Below are 14,864 nucleotides of genomic sequence, written 5' to 3'. Positions count from 1 at the left end.
TAAAACATCAGTTTTTTCAAAACCGTTCTTTTCAAACAGCTCAATATTTTTTTTGCAATAGCAGGAGGTGTACTATGTCAAAAAATACTTTACAAAATATGCATATACGGAAACTCGGACCTGAAGATCTGGAACAGTATGATGGACTTTTGCGTTACGCTTTTCAGGTTACTGAAAAAACGCTTCTCGATTATGGCTGGGATAACAATGATATCCTGCAATCAAAGTTTCCGGTTCTGGAGAAAGCCCAGGTGCTGGGTTTTTTTGATGGAGATAAACTCGTTTCTCAATTTGCTGTTTATCCCTTAAAAATGAACATCCATGGGAATATCCTTGATATGGGATTTATAACCAGTGTCGCTACTTATCCTGAATATACAGGAATGGGATTTATGTCCCGTTTAATGAAGCGAAGCCTCGAAGAAATGAAAGAGCGGGGCCAGAGCATTTCCCTGCTTTATCCGTATTCAATTCCGCTTTACAGGCACAAAGGCTGGGAGATAATTTCCGATAAAATGACTTTTCATATTAAGGATACCCAACTGCCAAAAAATATCTCCGCGCCCGGTTATGTACGGAGGGTTGCAGAAGACAGTTCTGATTTTATGAAACTCTATCGGAATTTTGCCTTGAAAACACACGGAAGCATATTACGAAATGATCTGGCCTGGGAAGAATACTGGCGATGGGATACGGATGATACTGAAATTGCTGTATATTATACTGCAGACTCCCGTCCGACAGGTTATATGGTTTATATGCTCAAAGACGATATTATGCATATTAAGGAAATAGTGTACCTGGATGTCGAAGCATGGAAGGGCCTGTGGAAGTATATCGGCGCTCATGATTCCATGGTTGACACTGTAGAAGGCAACAATTATTCCGGTGAATCAATCGCTTTCTGGCTGGAAGACAGCGATATTAAGGAAACCATCCGTCCCTATATTATGGGGCGAATTATTGATGTTGAAAAATTTCTGGAGCAATATCATTTTATCACGGGAAATCTGAGTGAAACAATTTCATTTATTGTTAAAGATGATTTCCTGGAATGGAATAATCGTGTATTTACAGTCCGATTTGATTCCGGCGCTGTTTCAGTTACACGCAAGGAAGGTGCAGGGAAAACAGTGTCTCTTGGTATTGGAACTCTCACCACCTTGCTCCTTGGGTATAAGCGGCCGGAATATCTTTATACTATGGAACGGATCAAAACTGATAACGAAACAATAGCATTGCTGGAGCAGATTATCCCCAGAGAAAAACCCAATATTTCTGATTATTTTTAACTTTTTCCGGAAATAAAAAATTGAGTAAGTGAATAAAAAACATTATTCTCGGACAGTTTCTGTTTAGGTACTATACACTGTACTCTGCTGCTGGTTACGCCGAAATATGGGAATGGATATAACCGATAATTCCATTTATTCGTGCAAAATACATATAGAAGACAAAATCCGTTATTGTGACTTGGCGTTTTCGAAATATAACCTGTCTGCTGTATACAAAATAATTGGATGCAATGAGCATAAGGAACTTGAAAAGAAGCTGGAAGCATTTCATTATCAGCAAATTCACATTACATCAGTACAAACCTGTAATCAGCTGAAAATCCTGAAAAAGATTATGACGGAATTATTATAAAAGATCATTTTGATAATAATTGGATAGAAGCTGTTATTAAATAAAATAAATAAAATAAATAAAAAAGCATATATCCGCATTTAAAACAATAATAAAAAAAGCAGCGTAGAAAAAATGGTCATATACAAAAATTGCGGATCAGTTTTAAATTACTTGCAGGGAATATGATACGAAAAGCTCATTATAACGATATTCAGACTATCACGGAAATAAATGTAAATGCATGGAAAATATCTTACAAAGGGATTGTGGCTGATGAATTTCTGGAAAAAAGAAACGTAGAAAAACAAAAAGAAAAATTCATAAACAGTATGGGTAAGGAAGATATTTTTGTATATGAAAAACAGAATATCGTAAAAGGATTTGTTATTGGAAGTCTGAATAATGAAAAATATGACTGCGAAATATTGGCGTTATATGTAGCTGTTGAACAGCAGGGGAAAGGTATAGGAAAGGAATTGCTGGAGCATATGAAATTATTTTATAAAAAAAAGAATGCCGAACTATGATAATCTGGACAATAGAAGGATTGCCGAATAATGGTTTTTATCAAAAGAATGGCGGCATAATTAAAGAAAGAAAAGATTTTGATCTTGATGAAAAAATATATCCGGGAGTCGGTTATGTATTTCACATGCAATAAAAAAAACATCTGTGTAAGGCAAAATGAAAACTATAAAGGGACATTATGAGCAATAAATCACCAAAAATCCAAAGCTTTGAGACCAGACAGGCTTTTTATCTTTTTGCAGACATTCGAGGATTCACTAATTGGGCCGGTAAATATCAATTGGAAGTACGGGATCTTATTTCCTATATTTATGAATTGGCATATACTATTTTCGGATCTCCAAAACAGGAAGTTTTATTAAACAGGGTTGTTAAATTTCTTGGCGATGGTTTTTTTGCTGTAAAAGAGTATACTCCGAAAACCTTTGGGACCGCACTCGAAGACCTGATGGAAAAATGTATATTGTTTAACAAAACATTCAATGAGTACATAGAAAGCAGTCAATTCCATGAACCGAAAAAAATAAAATTCAGCTATGGTATTTCTTTCGGAAAAACGGAACGTTTTAATATTAAGGGTATGTCCTTTGATTACATAGGCGATAGAATCAATTTTACCGCAAGATTATGCAGTTATGGCAATAATGAACAAATTATTATAGATCATGATTTGATAGATAATATTGAAAGCTTTATAAAAAAAAGCAATCTGAAAAACAAACTGCATTTTGATCAAATTGAATTAAAAGGTTTTTCCGACAATAAGGATATAATAATATTTGAGTTAGGAAATGCAAAATAATTGAAAAGCGGATATTACGCTCCAGTAATTTTTTTTATAATGATGCCAATAACATTGCCTGTGCCGGGAAAATATATACAACACCGGAGAATAAAATGATCCATGCTTTCCGATCTCTGTTTTATAAACCAGCCATTTTATCCGTTATACTGGTTTTTTCCATATGCTTAACTGCGCAGGCCTCGGAAAAGGACTTATATGAAGATCTTGTTTTCAAGATACTGGTAACGGGGCCAAGTGATGAAATTTTTATCTGGTGGGGGCATGCCGCCTTAATTATAGAGAATACCTCGCTTGATTTTTCGCGGATATATGACTGGGGGATTTTTTCATACCGGAGCGATTCTTTTTTATATGACTGGGTTCGAAACAAGGTACGGTACAGATGCGCCGTGTCTTCTGCGCAGGCTGATATATATCTGTTTGCTGAAGATGACAGAGATGTTCTTCTCTATGTGCTTGATCTTGAACCAGAAAAAAAGAACTTATTCTGACTTATGCCGACACTATGGTACTCCCCGAGAACAGCTACTATACATATCATCCCTTCCGGGATAACTGCGCAACAAGCATACGGGATATTATTGATATGGGTACCGGCGGGCAGTTAAAGGCCCGCTTCGGTGATTCTGAAGGCCGGTTTTCATTGAGGGACCATTTGAGGAGGTTCACATGGTTCAGGCCTTTTTCCGACGGGTTCCTTTTTTTTCTGATGGGGAAGGAACTTGATAAACCTCTGACTGTTTGGGATGAAATGTTTTTGCCCGCAGAAATAGGACGGGTTATTTCGGATTTCTCATATACTGACAGTTTCGGAGCGGAACGCAGCTTGGTATCCGGGGTTGAACTTCTCAACGCCTCAAAAAACCGGCCCCCTGTTCTCAATAACCCGCGCAGCCAGTGGGTTATGATCGTTCCCGCTGGGGCGATCCTTGCGGTCTTTATGATTTTTATTTTACGGTTCAGAAAAAAGCACCCTTTTCCAGGCAGAGTTCTGTGGGGACTTTTACAGAGCCTTTTCGGTCTGTTTTTTGGCGGCGCCGGCTTGATCCTGTTCTTTGTTGCATTTTTCATGAATCATGATTATTTCCGGAGCAATTATAATTTGCTGTTTATAAACCCGCTCATTCTTGCCGCACTGCCGCTTGGCATTTGTGTTATCGCAGGCATGCGCCGCGCCGAAAAGGTTCTCGGTATATTATGGTCCTGCATTATTGTATCGGACCTGATCACCGCAGTTCTCGGGTTATTCCCTCCGCTTTATCAGCAGAATCAGTCTCTGCAATTGGTAATGCTTTTCATCGCTATTATTTTGAGCTGGGATTTTGAAAAAAACAGGCCTTTTCTTCAGAATTATTTTCAGCGGAAAAAATAATCCCGGCTATTTTTCCGGCAGTTCCATAAAAATATATTTACAGGCCCGCCCATTCTTTTCACCTCCCTTCTTTCCTTTCACACATAACTGCTTTTTTCCAATAAATACCTTAAAATACTGTCCTGTGTTATTTCTTTTATTTCCGTCGCCTTTACCGGGTCTGTTTACGCAAAAAAGATAGCATAAAATTTGCCTCCCCGCCCATCATGAATTATCTTGAATTTATCCGGATATGTTTCTGCAGGGAACAGTCCATTTCAAAACATTATATAAGGAAAACTTATGGGAACAAATGGAACAATGATTCAGTTTTTCGAGTGGTATTTAAAGCCCGGCCACCACTGGAACCAGCTCAGGGACAGATCAAAACAGCTTGCCCGGGACGGCTTCACCGGGGTCTGGATACCTCCCGCATATAAGGGGAGCTCAGGAAAATATGATGTCGGCTACGGCGTCTATGACCTGTTCGACCTGGGCGAATTCCGGCAAAAGGGTACCGTCAAAACAAAATACGGCACAAAAAAAGAGCTGCATGCCGCTATCAGGGAAGCCCACCGTCACGGCCTGCAGATATATGCTGATGTAGTACTCAACCATAAGATGGGTGCGGACAGTACGGAAACTGTAACAGTAAAGGAAGTAAACCCGGACAACAGGAATGAAGAAGAAGGCGGCGAAAAAAAAATAGTAGCCTGGACTCATTTTACTTTTCCCGGGAGACACCGCCGGTATTCGGCTTTTGAATGGCACTGGTATCATTTTACCGGTATAGACTGGGATGAAAAAAAAGACCAGTCGGGCATATATAAATTCAAGGGGAAACACTGGGGCAGTGATGTTGATGCGGAAAAAGGAAATTTCGATTACCTTATGGGAGCTGATATTGACCTTGAAAACGCTGATGTCCAGAAAGAACTGATACGCTGGGGTTTGTGGTTTATTGAAGAAACCGGAGTAGACGGATTCAGGTTTGACGCAGTTAAGCATATGCAGTTTACCTTTGTTCATGACTGGCTGAAAGAAGTCCGTAAAAAAAAGAAGGAAGAACTGTTTACTGTCGGTGAATACTGGAACGCTGACTATGCCGCTCTCAAAAACTATGTAGATACAACTGAAGGCGCGCTTTCGCTTTTTGATGTTCCGCTGCACTATAATTTTGTCAACGCTTCGCAGAGCAACGGAAGCTTTGATATGAGAAAAATATTTGACGGAACCCTGACCCAGGACAATCCGTATAATTCCGTTACCTTTGTTGATAATCATGACACACAGCCGGGCCAGGCCCTTCAGTCATGGGTACAGGAATGGTTTAAGCCGCTTGCATACGCCCTGATACTTCTAAGGGAAGGCGGATACCCCTGTGTATTTTACGGTGACTATTATGGAATTCCTCATGACAAGATAAAACCGATGAGGAAAAAAATAGCGCCCATGGTACATGCAAGAAAACATTTCGCCTACGGAAAGCAGAACGACTATTTTGATCATCCGAATACCATCGGCTGGACAAGGGAAGGCGATGATGAACATAAGGACTCGGGGCTTGCGGTAGTCATGACAGACGGCAGCGAGGGATCAAAGCGGATGTATGTGGGACAGAAATTTGCCGGAACAAAATTCTATGACTGCACCGGCAACCGGATGGATAGTATCACAATTGAAGCTGATGGAAACGCTACCTTCCCGGTAAACGGCGGTTCGGTTTCCGTATGGATTGCCGACAGGCGTGAAAAGAAAGGGAAATAGCGTATAGAAATACATGCTGTATCTGTTCCGGAAAACGGATACAGCATACACATTATTTCCTTCTCTTATGTGTATAGCATATATACACATAAAAACTGTATTTAAGCTAAATGACCTGCAAAATTCCATACACCTGGATATTGCAATTCAGGTGTATGGGGTTCCGGTATTAATATGCGGAAAGAATTTTTTCCAGTCTGTCTTTTCCTATAATCTTCATAAAGCTCGCGAGCCGGGGGCCCTGGTCTTTGCCAATCAGGGCCTGGTAGGTCGCGGTAAAAAGCTCTTTCGGCTCAATACCGCAGGCCGCAGCAATATCATATGTCACCTGCGAAACCGCCTTTTCATCAAGTTCATCAAGCCGGGGCAGAAGATCGTTTCTGATTTTCATAAGGGCGTTCAGAGCTGCGCCGGAAATACCGGCTTTTTCGCCTTCCGGCCGGAGTGAAAAACGGAAGTCATCGGGAGCGCATTCAGTAATCCAGTACCATGCGCAGGCGGCCCTTGTTTTGAGCCGCTCGATCTGCCCTGCCTGAACATCAGGCAGGCCGGAAATTACGGCTTCAATGTTTCCGTCGTTTATCTGGAGCAGATTGCACAGATGCCTGAAAGGAATCTGGTAGGAAATACACTCGGGCATTCCTGAAACCTGTGAGAGTTCATAAATTCTCTTTTCCTTTTCAAGAACCTCATCATTTTTTGCCCTTTCGGCGCCCCAGGCGATCCGTTCCGTTTTGTCATAATCTTCATATATCTTTATTACATCAAGATCAAAACTGATAACAAATTCGGTATTCGGCCGTGTTCCCGCAAAGAGATAGCGGGTAATTTCCGGCTGATATACTCTCAGAACATCCTGGAGTGCAATAACCTCTCCGGATGATGAGGATATTTTTCCTGCCGACCCCTTAATTCCGATAAAGTCATACCTGAAAGTAACAGGGGCTTCCCAGTTATAAATTTCTTTGGCAACAAGCCGGGCCGTATCAAAGGATCCGCCCTGGGAATGATGGTCTTTTCCCGCAGGCTCGAACATTACTTTTTCCCGTTCCCACCTCATCGGCCAGTCAATGCGCCAGCCCAGCTTGACTCCATTCGGTTTTCGCAAATCGACTGTTTCGCTGTATCCGCAGTCGCAGCTGTAGGAAAGGTTCCAGTCTCCGTCCCAGCTTTCTATCCTGGTGGTGTCTCTGTTGCAGTTCGCGCAAAATACGGAAACAGGCCAGTATTCTTCGCTGTCCGGTATTTTGTGCTGCTCATCGCGGTGTACATTCAGACATTCTTTTATTTTTTCCTTTTTATTCAGGGCTGTTTTAATACCTTCCGCGTACATCCCTGAACGGTAACGGTCAGCCTGATACAGAAATTCCGGGAAAATCCCGACAACAGGCAAAATGGATTCAACATCAACTTCATGGTGCCTCGCATAACTTTCATCCCTTCCGTAAGGGTCCGGTACCATGGTGATGGGAAACCGCAGATATTTTTCAAGAAGTTCGGGCTGGGGCATGTTTTTCGGGACTTTCCGGAACACATCATAATCGTCCCATGAATAGATAAAACGTACATTCTTACCGCGAGCCTTCAGCGCCCGCACTACCAGTTCAACGGAAATAATTTCCCGGAAATTTCCGATATGTACTACTCCCGAAGGAGTAATTCCTGAAGCGCAGGTGTAAAGATCAAGGTCACCCCGCTCACGGATTATTTTTTCGGCAGTCTGGTCTGCCCAGTGTGCAAGTTTCTGATTATTCATAATACCAGCAGTATAGCCAAAATATGTATTATAGTCCATTAATTTAAGTTTCTGACACAAGGAATTAACTAGTTCCTTGTGTCAGAACCACCTATAACCGGAAATAGTCGAATAATTTAAATTATTTGACTATAGTAACAAGGGAAGGACAGAGGCCTCATCCGCCGCCCTTCCGGGGCAGCGGAATGTCCGGGTGAATTATTCTGCGGGAGTAAAAGAATACCCTGTTTCGCTTTCAGTCTGCAGGGTCCCTATTGCCGGATATATAAGGTGCATTCCGCCAACCGGAATATTCCGCTCAGCAGCGTATGCGAATATTTTTTTTCTGGTCTCCGCCGCCGTTTTCGGATCAACATCGTAGGTAACCGATACATCAGGGACCGGAATCTGAATAACCATTGCATGGACCAGGTCCCCCAGATCAAAAGCTGTTCACCGTCCGAAGTCACCAGAAAAGCCGTATGTCCCGGCGTATGGCCGAAAGCCGCAATCGGTGTAATCCCGGGGAGTATTTCTTTTATTTTAGCACCCAGTTCGCCGGGAACAAAGGTTGAAACTTTTCTGCCATAGGGAGCCAGCGCCTGCTGCGCATTTCTGAAATTGCGCTGCTGGGCCTCGGGAAGGGCAGCTATCTTTTTTTCATCGGTCCAGTAATCCTTTTCCTGCCGGGACACATAGATTTTTGCCTTCGGGAAATTCATTTTCCCGTCCTTTTGCAGCCCGCCGATATGATCGCCGTGCATATGCGTAATTAACACAGTATCAATTGTGTCCGGACTGATTCCCAGTATTTTCAGATTGTCAAAAAGAGTGGTCCCGAACCCGGTATCTACCAGAATGGTCTGTTTGGGTGTTTTTATCAAAAAGGTATTTACTTCTGAGGGGTAAGTCCCGTCCGGTACATATTCTTTCAGCATTTCTTCATCGGCCCCGATTAACAATGAGCTGCTGCTCTGGGAACGGTTTTCCACCAGCATATGGACCTCATATTTTCCCACCTTATAGGAAAAAATATTCACCGGGTCATCCGAAAAAATCTGTCCTGTCAGGCACCCCAACAGAATAACACTGAATACAATTTTCTTCATTTTAATCCTCCTGAATTGCGGGCGGAATTTTTTCCGCTGCAGCTTTAAATATACCTTTCAAATTAATCCAAAAACAAGTATATAATTTTTTTGCTGAATAATTCTGCGGCAATTACTGTTTCGTGATATAATACATGGAAAACATATGGCAGCCCGAAAAAAACAGAAAAATAAAAGCCTGTCCCATTACGATATATTTATAACAATCGGTATTGTATTTCTTTTTGGATTTTTCTTTCTTTTTAATGTGTTTTCAGGTTTGGATCTGAAGGTGTACGATTTGATGCTCAGAATAAAACCTGATACCCCTCGGTGTCAGTCTGTTCTTCTGGTCAATATTGATGACCTTGCCCTTGAAATGATAGGTGTGTGGCCCTGGAGCAGAAGCATTATGGCCGATATCCTGATTCGTATGAAAGAACTTGGCGCGTCACAGATTGTTGTCGATATTGAATATCTTTCTCCGGCGCCGCCCGGAATCAATTACAGTTTCATAAATGAACTAACAGGGGAATTCGAGTCGCTCAAAACCGGCCTTTCACAGCAGATAGATACGCTTACCGGAGCAATCGGACAGGGGGAATTGTCTCCTGAATCGGCACCGGAATCCGGCAGGAAACTTGTCGCGCATATGTCTCCCCTGTTTGATGAACTTTCCAATGCAATTTTTTCCGGTATTTTCCAAAATACCGATGATTATTTCGGCAAGGCAATCAGATTTGCCGGAGATGTATATCTCACTATTAATGCGTCTCAGGTTAATAGAATATCCGATGAAGTTCTGGAAAACTTTGCTGTGGAGCGTTTTCTTCTCCACCCTGAAGAGGTGAATGATCCTTCAGGAACAATACAGGCTGATACACTCTCTTATTACAGAAAACAGCGTATAGCTCCCGGTATTGGTCCCGCAATCTATCCGGTCCTCGAGCACGCCCGGGGCGCGGGGTTTACCAATATTGTTGTTGATCCTGACGGAAGCCGCCGCCGTGTCGGACTATTATATGAATATAAAGGCAATTATGTATGCCAGCTTGTCCTTGCGCCATTACTGGATATCTTTGATACACGCTCTGTCGCGCGTACTCGTTCCAGTCTTGTCATCCGGAACGCGCTTGTCCCCGGAGAGAGTTTCCGCAGGAATATTACAATACCGCTGGATGAAAACGGTAATATGCTCATTAACTGGCTGCCTGTCACATATATCGAAAGTTTCCGCTACCAATCAATCTATTTTCTCAGTTCAATCGATTATATTGAGGAGGGTTTGATAAGATGTCTCCAGGCATTATCTGATATACGCATTTATGATGCGGACGGCAAAGCCCTTGCCTATTGCGATATGGCTGAATCTCTTCTCAACCATTATACTGAGCTTACGACATGGAAAGCCCGGCTTCTGGAAGGAGAAAGGACTGACTATGATGCGTATTTCAGCGAACGCTCTGTGTTTTTCGCTGAAACCGGCCGCCTCCTGGCGCCGGATTTTGAGAAAGAAGTAACTGACATTGTAGAAACGTATACCGGCGGGGCTGCTCTTTTGCAGGTTTTTGAATATGCAGCCGATACTTTCAGGCTTTTCCGGGAATGGTATGAAGCATATCAGATGGATTTTCAGGAATTACAGGATATCTATAACGGTTCATTCTGCCTTATTGGGAATAACGCGTCCGGAACTACCGACTTAGGGGTAATGCCTTTTTCAGAAGCCTATCCGGGGGTAGGAATCCATGCGAATGTGTTCAATACCATTATGCTGGAGCAATTCATAATTCCCGTGAACGGCCGGATTGCCTTTGCGACTGCGGTCATACTTGCCCTGCTCTGGACCCTGTTCAGCCGCAGGCGGTCAATGCTGGTCCAAAATGTTTCAGGCGGTACCGGAATTTTTCTGTTTCTCATAATACCTTTCCTGCTGTTTATGGTTTTCAGATTATATACTCCCTTTCTCGCTCCGGCAATAATGCTTTTTATAATCTTTCTTTTTCAGGCCGCTTTCCGTTTTGCTCTCTCGGAAAAAGACAAGAGGTTCCTCCGCCGTGCTTTTTCTACATACCTTTCCCCTGAACTGGTAAATGAAATCGTTGCAGACCCGGGCAAACTTTCTCTCGGCGGTGAGGAAAAACGGATCACCGCACTTTTTTCCGATATCAAAAGTTTTTCGACACTTTCAGAAAAAGTTACCCCAAAGCAGTTGGTTGCTATTCTGAACGAATATCTGACTCTTCTGACCGACCGTGTGATTGAAAATAAGGGAACGGTTGATAAATATATTGGGGATGCTATTGTAGCTTTTTTCGGCGCGCCCATAACTTCCGCTGATCATGCCTGGCTGGCCTGTATTTCGGCCGTCAGGATGAAACAGGTTGAAGCGGACCTCAACAGGACCCTTCTTCAAAGCGGCGGTTCGCCGATGCCGCTTCTCACCCGGATAGGTTTGAATACCGGAGATATGGTTGTGGGAAATATGGGTACAGAGATGAAAATGAATTATACCATGATGGGTAATGATGTCAATCTTGCTGCTCGTCTTGAAGGTGTCAATAAGGTATATGGCACATGGATCCTTGTTTCCGAATCCACATGGCGGGAGGCGGACAGTGGTGAACACAAGGGCACGCTTGTCAGCAGGAGACTGGATCGGGTGCGCGTAGTGGGTATAGAACAACCGGTACAGCTTTATAATATTCTGGGTATCCGGGATGAACTTTCCTCCCGGGATATCCGGATGGCGGACAGCTTTAACAAAGTAATGGACCTGTATTTAAAGGGAAAGTTTACGGAAGCGAAAACAGGTTTTACTGACATCCTTGAAAATTTTCCTGAAGATGCGGCCTCAAGAGTATTTGCCGAACGGTGCGGAGAATTTCTTCTGTCCGGTACGCCTGAAAACTGGGATGGCGTTATTAACCTGACCAATAAATAATCTCTTGTTTTTGGAATAACGCTATATCCCGGATTAATTATGTGTATTTCAGAACAGCAGACGCGGACAAACCAGTTTTTTTCTCTCGGCAAAGAAGGATATCATAAGGTGCGCCCCGAACCCTCGCAAAAACGGCAGTCACCGGAACCGGCGCAGTCGGCGCAATCCGGGTAAAAATCCTTCCCGTTATGGCGGACATAGTAATAGCCCACGCCGTCACATTGGGCGCATCTGCCGGACCCGTCACATTCGGAGCAGAAAAGCAGGGAACAGGCGCTGCAAAGCAGGGCAACGAGAATGCATATAAAAAGAAAAGCAAAGCGGTTTCGGGTGACCATCATAATCTCTAATACATAATACACCTGTTTTTTGAAAAATAAAAGCTGCAACGGATTTTATAGTAATAATTCTTTCCACGGATTAAGGTATGTCTTTTCAGTGAATTGTTCATAATATCCATTATCAGGAAACAGATATGGTGAGTTTTTTTAAAAACGAATTCAGGTATCTGGACAAGAAGCAGGCTGAGAAAGTGATGAGCGCCGCAATCGCTCCAATCCATTACCTGGCCTTTGGTACTGGTTTATGCCTGCAAAAAACTCCTGCGGCTTACGCCTCCGCAGAAAATTTCCGCCTATGGCAGGGTAGAAATTACGTTTAGTGTATCCGGTGTTCTTGAGGAATGGCTAAAACAGGGAAAGGTTACCCCGAAAAAACAGATATCAGCAACGCTGCAGCAAATATTGCTGAAATTCGGGCCCTGATAAAAACCAGGGAATTGACCTCTGGTATGTATCGATTTCCCTCGCTCTGTAAAATGATGGTTTCCGCAGATTCAGAACCTGGAATATGGATTCCGGCGGATACTGGACTCCGATGTCCTGTGTCCTCCGGCCGGCAAATACTTCTGATGAAAAAACACCTCCGGAATTATGCTTCCCGATTTGTATAAGCATTACCAGCGGCTATTCCGTGAAACACGATAGGCGGTGTAAAAGTATTTCAGTCTGGAATTTAAAAGACATATTGACATTAGTCCCAAATAAGACTATATTGGTCCTGTATAAGACTATTTTTATTATAGACTGTTTATACAAATCAAGGGAGAGAAGAAATGATACCGGAATTTAAAGCGCAAATCACGGCCATCAATTCGGCCACGAGCAGAATAAACGGGCTGTATGGTAAATGGGCCCAAAAACGGAAAGTCAATCATTATGCTATGGATATCCTGTATCTCCTTCTTACCGAGGGTCCCCTTACCCAGAAGAAGTTCCGCGAAGAATTCGAAATACCGAAGCAGTCTGTGAACAATGTAATCACATCATTAAAGAATGCCGGATACATCATTCTTGAAGCAAGCCCGGAAGACAGACGGGAGAAAATTATTCTTCTGACTAAAAAGGGCCTGCGGTATTCGGAAAAACTGCTCGCCCCGCTTTTTGAAATCGAGGAGGCGGTCATCCGGCGGATGGGTCCGCGGATGATGCGCCAGATGATTGAGGCAACGGCAGTATATGGAAATTTCCTGGAGCAGGAAATGGAAAAAAAGGCCGGCGCTCTTATCTGAATCCGTCCTGATTACCAAAAACTATGGAGAGTCAGTTTTTATGAATCGAACCCAAGTATTGGACAAAAATATCTCGTTTGGCATGCTGATTAGATTTTCACTGCCGACTATTGCTTCCATGATTTTTATGAGCATCTATTCATCTGTAGACGGTGTGTTTGTATCCCGGCTGGTTGGAACCAGTGCCCTGTCGGCAGTCAATCTTATTATGCCTCTCATTATGTTTTCCATGGCTATTGGTACTATGTTCGGTTCCGGCGGAAATGCCCTTGTGGCAAAACTGATCGGAGAGGGCCGGGAGCAGCGGGCGCGGCAGATTTTCTCCCTGCTCATCGCTGTGGCCTTTGGCGTGAGCCTGCTGCTGTCCGTTTTCGGCCTCATATTCATTAACCCGCTTTTGCGCTTTCTCGGCGCTGATGAATCCCTGTTTGTTTACTGCGCCGACTACGCCCGCCCTGTACTGATTCTCATGCCTTTTTCCGTCTTCGGAATGATATTTCAGATGTCATTCATTACTGTGGGGAAACCCCACCTTGGTCTCATTGTCTCTGTTCTGGGCGGAGTGACAAATATCATACTGGATTATGTTTTTATCGCCCTGTTTGGTATGGGTGTGCGTGGAGCCGCTATCGCGACCGGGATCGGATATTCCATTCCGGCTCTTATAGGACTCCTCTACTTTGCCGTAAACCGGAAGGACAGCCTGTATCTCGTAAAGCCGGTTCCTGATCTCCGGGCTGTCTGGAAAAGCTGTTCAAACGGCGCCTCTGAAATGGTGACCAGTCTTTCCGCCAGCGTTGTGGCTTTGCTTCTTAATAATATTCTGATGCGCATGGCCGGCTCAGACGGGGTAGCATCCATCACTATCATTATGTATGCCCAGGGAATACTATCGGCTGCCTACATGGGTTATTCCATTGGCATATCTCCCCTCATCAGTTACAACTATGGTAAGCAGGATAGTTTCCGTCTTAAAAAGATTTACAGTCTGAGTCTCAATACGATACTGGCAGCATCGGTCATTACCTTTGCGCTGAGTCTGCTGCTGGCTGACATCCTGGTCGGCATTTTTGTTCCCCGGGGAACGGCAGTCTATGACATGGCGGTCCGGGGTTACCGGATATTCGCCGTCGCTTTTCTGTTCATGGGCTTTAACGGATTTTCTTCCGCCCTTTTCACGGCGCTCAATAACGGAAAGGTTTCGGCAATCCTATCTTTTTTCCGGACCCTTATTTTCATTGTGGCGGCCGTTCTGACTCTGCCTCTTATTCTGGGTGTGACCGGTGTCTGGCTGGCCATACCCCTTGCCGAGGTACTGGGAGTTGTAATGACAATTTATTATTTCAGGAAAATGAAACCTGTGTACCAATATGCATGATAGCTGGCATGGCGGGGCAAAAGGTATGGGAAAAACTGTTGACAGTTTTAAACCTTATTAAGTATATTG

Annotated in this window: 14 protein-coding genes; 12 read left to right on the top strand and 2 right to left on the bottom strand. The window is 43.4% G+C overall.

From position 1 onward, the window contains the following. Window positions 1-74: 74 nt before the first annotated feature. From K7I13_RS07090 to K7I13_RS07060, 7 genes are all read left to right on the top strand, one after another. On the top strand, window positions 75-1,292 hold the full coding sequence (locus K7I13_RS07090; RefSeq protein WP_255949040.1) for a GNAT family N-acetyltransferase: 1,218 nt from the start codon (window positions 75-77) through the stop codon (window positions 1,290-1,292). Window positions 1,293-1,895: 603 nt separating this feature from the next. Beyond that, window positions 1,896-2,156, top strand: coding sequence for a GNAT family N-acetyltransferase (locus tag K7I13_RS07085; RefSeq protein ID WP_255949038.1), 261 nt, complete (start codon window positions 1,896-1,898; stop codon window positions 2,154-2,156). Then, the gene (locus K7I13_RS07080; protein WP_255949036.1) at window positions 2,153-2,290 is read left to right on the top strand and encodes a hypothetical protein; all 138 of its coding nucleotides are present in this window, start codon (window positions 2,153-2,155) and stop codon (window positions 2,288-2,290) included. The genes K7I13_RS07085 and K7I13_RS07080 overlap by 4 nt, the downstream gene beginning before the upstream one ends. 45 nt (window positions 2,291-2,335) lie before the next feature. Next, window positions 2,336-2,959 (top strand): adenylate/guanylate cyclase domain-containing protein, encoded by a 624-nt coding sequence (locus K7I13_RS07075; protein WP_255949034.1) that lies wholly within the window; start codon window positions 2,336-2,338, stop codon window positions 2,957-2,959. Between the two features lie 95 nt (window positions 2,960-3,054). Continuing rightward, on the top strand, window positions 3,055-3,453 hold the full coding sequence (locus K7I13_RS15885) for a DUF4105 domain-containing protein (protein ID WP_255949032.1): 399 nt from the start codon (window positions 3,055-3,057) through the stop codon (window positions 3,451-3,453). A gap of 14 nt (window positions 3,454-3,467) precedes the next feature. Beyond that, window positions 3,468-4,334, top strand: coding sequence for a DUF4105 domain-containing protein (locus tag K7I13_RS07065; RefSeq protein ID WP_255949030.1), 867 nt, complete (start codon window positions 3,468-3,470; stop codon window positions 4,332-4,334). Window positions 4,335-4,616: 282 nt separating this feature from the next. Next, window positions 4,617-6,080, top strand: coding sequence for an alpha-amylase (locus tag K7I13_RS07060; RefSeq protein ID WP_255949028.1), 1,464 nt, complete (start codon window positions 4,617-4,619; stop codon window positions 6,078-6,080). Between the two features lie 169 nt (window positions 6,081-6,249). Here K7I13_RS07060 and lysS read toward each other — a convergent pair whose 3' ends face one another. After that, on the bottom strand, window positions 6,250-7,839 hold the full coding sequence (lysS, locus tag K7I13_RS07055) for a lysine--tRNA ligase (RefSeq protein ID WP_255949252.1): 1,590 nt from the start codon (window positions 7,837-7,839) through the stop codon (window positions 6,250-6,252). Window positions 7,840-8,087: 248 nt separating this feature from the next. Beyond that, on the bottom strand, window positions 8,088-8,924 hold the full coding sequence (locus tag K7I13_RS07050) for an MBL fold metallo-hydrolase (protein WP_255949026.1): 837 nt from the start codon (window positions 8,922-8,924) through the stop codon (window positions 8,088-8,090). 145 nt (window positions 8,925-9,069) lie between these two features. Between K7I13_RS07050 and K7I13_RS07045 the strand changes: the two genes are divergently transcribed. From K7I13_RS07045 to K7I13_RS07025, 5 genes are all read left to right on the top strand, one after another. Next, window positions 9,070-11,847, top strand: a complete 2,778-nt coding sequence (locus K7I13_RS07045) for a CHASE2 domain-containing protein (RefSeq protein WP_255949025.1) — start codon at window positions 9,070-9,072, stop codon at window positions 11,845-11,847. Between the two features lie 188 nt (window positions 11,848-12,035). After that, window positions 12,036-12,197 carry a hypothetical protein gene (locus K7I13_RS07040; protein WP_255949024.1) on the top strand — a complete coding sequence of 54 codons (162 nt, stop codon included), beginning with the start codon at window positions 12,036-12,038 and terminating at the stop codon, window positions 12,195-12,197. A 125-nt stretch (window positions 12,198-12,322) separates the two neighbouring features. Further along, window positions 12,323-12,508, top strand: a complete 186-nt coding sequence (locus tag K7I13_RS07035) for a hypothetical protein (protein WP_255949023.1) — start codon at window positions 12,323-12,325, stop codon at window positions 12,506-12,508. 453 nt (window positions 12,509-12,961) lie between these two features. After that, window positions 12,962-13,417, top strand: coding sequence for a MarR family winged helix-turn-helix transcriptional regulator (locus K7I13_RS07030; protein WP_255949022.1), 456 nt, complete (start codon window positions 12,962-12,964; stop codon window positions 13,415-13,417). Window positions 13,418-13,457: 40 nt separating this feature from the next. Beyond that, on the top strand, window positions 13,458-14,795 hold the full coding sequence (locus K7I13_RS07025) for an MATE family efflux transporter (protein ID WP_255949021.1): 1,338 nt from the start codon (window positions 13,458-13,460) through the stop codon (window positions 14,793-14,795). Window positions 14,796-14,864: the final 69 nt, after the last annotated feature.

The organism is Brucepastera parasyntrophica (assembly GCF_022376835.1).
GTDB classification, from domain to species: domain Bacteria; phylum Spirochaetota; class Spirochaetia; order Treponematales; family Treponemataceae; genus Brucepastera; species Brucepastera parasyntrophica.
The sequence above is the reverse complement of the archived record's forward strand: the minus strand, read 5'-3'. Positions and strand labels throughout refer to the sequence as shown.

What these genes read in the sequence shown, in the direction of transcription:
- K7I13_RS07050 (WP_255949026.1), bottom strand. Translation starts at nt 8,924, where the DNA reads ATGAAGAAAATTGTATTCAGTGTTATTCTGTTGGGGTGCCTGACAGGA.
- K7I13_RS07060 (WP_255949028.1), top strand. Translation starts at nt 4,617, where the DNA reads ATGGGAACAAATGGAACAATGATTCAGTTTTTCGAGTGGTATTTAAAG.
- K7I13_RS07090 (WP_255949040.1), top strand. Translation starts at nt 75, where the DNA reads ATGTCAAAAAATACTTTACAAAATATGCATATACGGAAACTCGGACCT.
- K7I13_RS07035 (WP_255949023.1), top strand. Translation starts at nt 12,323, where the DNA reads ATGGTGAGTTTTTTTAAAAACGAATTCAGGTATCTGGACAAGAAGCAG.
- K7I13_RS07075 (WP_255949034.1), top strand. Translation starts at nt 2,336, where the DNA reads ATGAGCAATAAATCACCAAAAATCCAAAGCTTTGAGACCAGACAGGCT.
- K7I13_RS15885 (WP_255949032.1), top strand. Translation starts at nt 3,055, where the DNA reads ATGATCCATGCTTTCCGATCTCTGTTTTATAAACCAGCCATTTTATCC.
- K7I13_RS07065 (WP_255949030.1), top strand. Translation starts at nt 3,468, where the DNA reads ATGGTACTCCCCGAGAACAGCTACTATACATATCATCCCTTCCGGGAT.
- K7I13_RS07030 (WP_255949022.1), top strand. Translation starts at nt 12,962, where the DNA reads ATGATACCGGAATTTAAAGCGCAAATCACGGCCATCAATTCGGCCACG.
- K7I13_RS07080 (WP_255949036.1), top strand. Translation starts at nt 2,153, where the DNA reads ATGATAATCTGGACAATAGAAGGATTGCCGAATAATGGTTTTTATCAA.
- K7I13_RS07040 (WP_255949024.1), top strand. Translation starts at nt 12,036, where the DNA reads ATGGCGGACATAGTAATAGCCCACGCCGTCACATTGGGCGCATCTGCC.
- K7I13_RS07025 (WP_255949021.1), top strand. Translation starts at nt 13,458, where the DNA reads ATGAATCGAACCCAAGTATTGGACAAAAATATCTCGTTTGGCATGCTG.
- K7I13_RS07045 (WP_255949025.1), top strand. Translation starts at nt 9,070, where the DNA reads ATGGCAGCCCGAAAAAAACAGAAAAATAAAAGCCTGTCCCATTACGAT.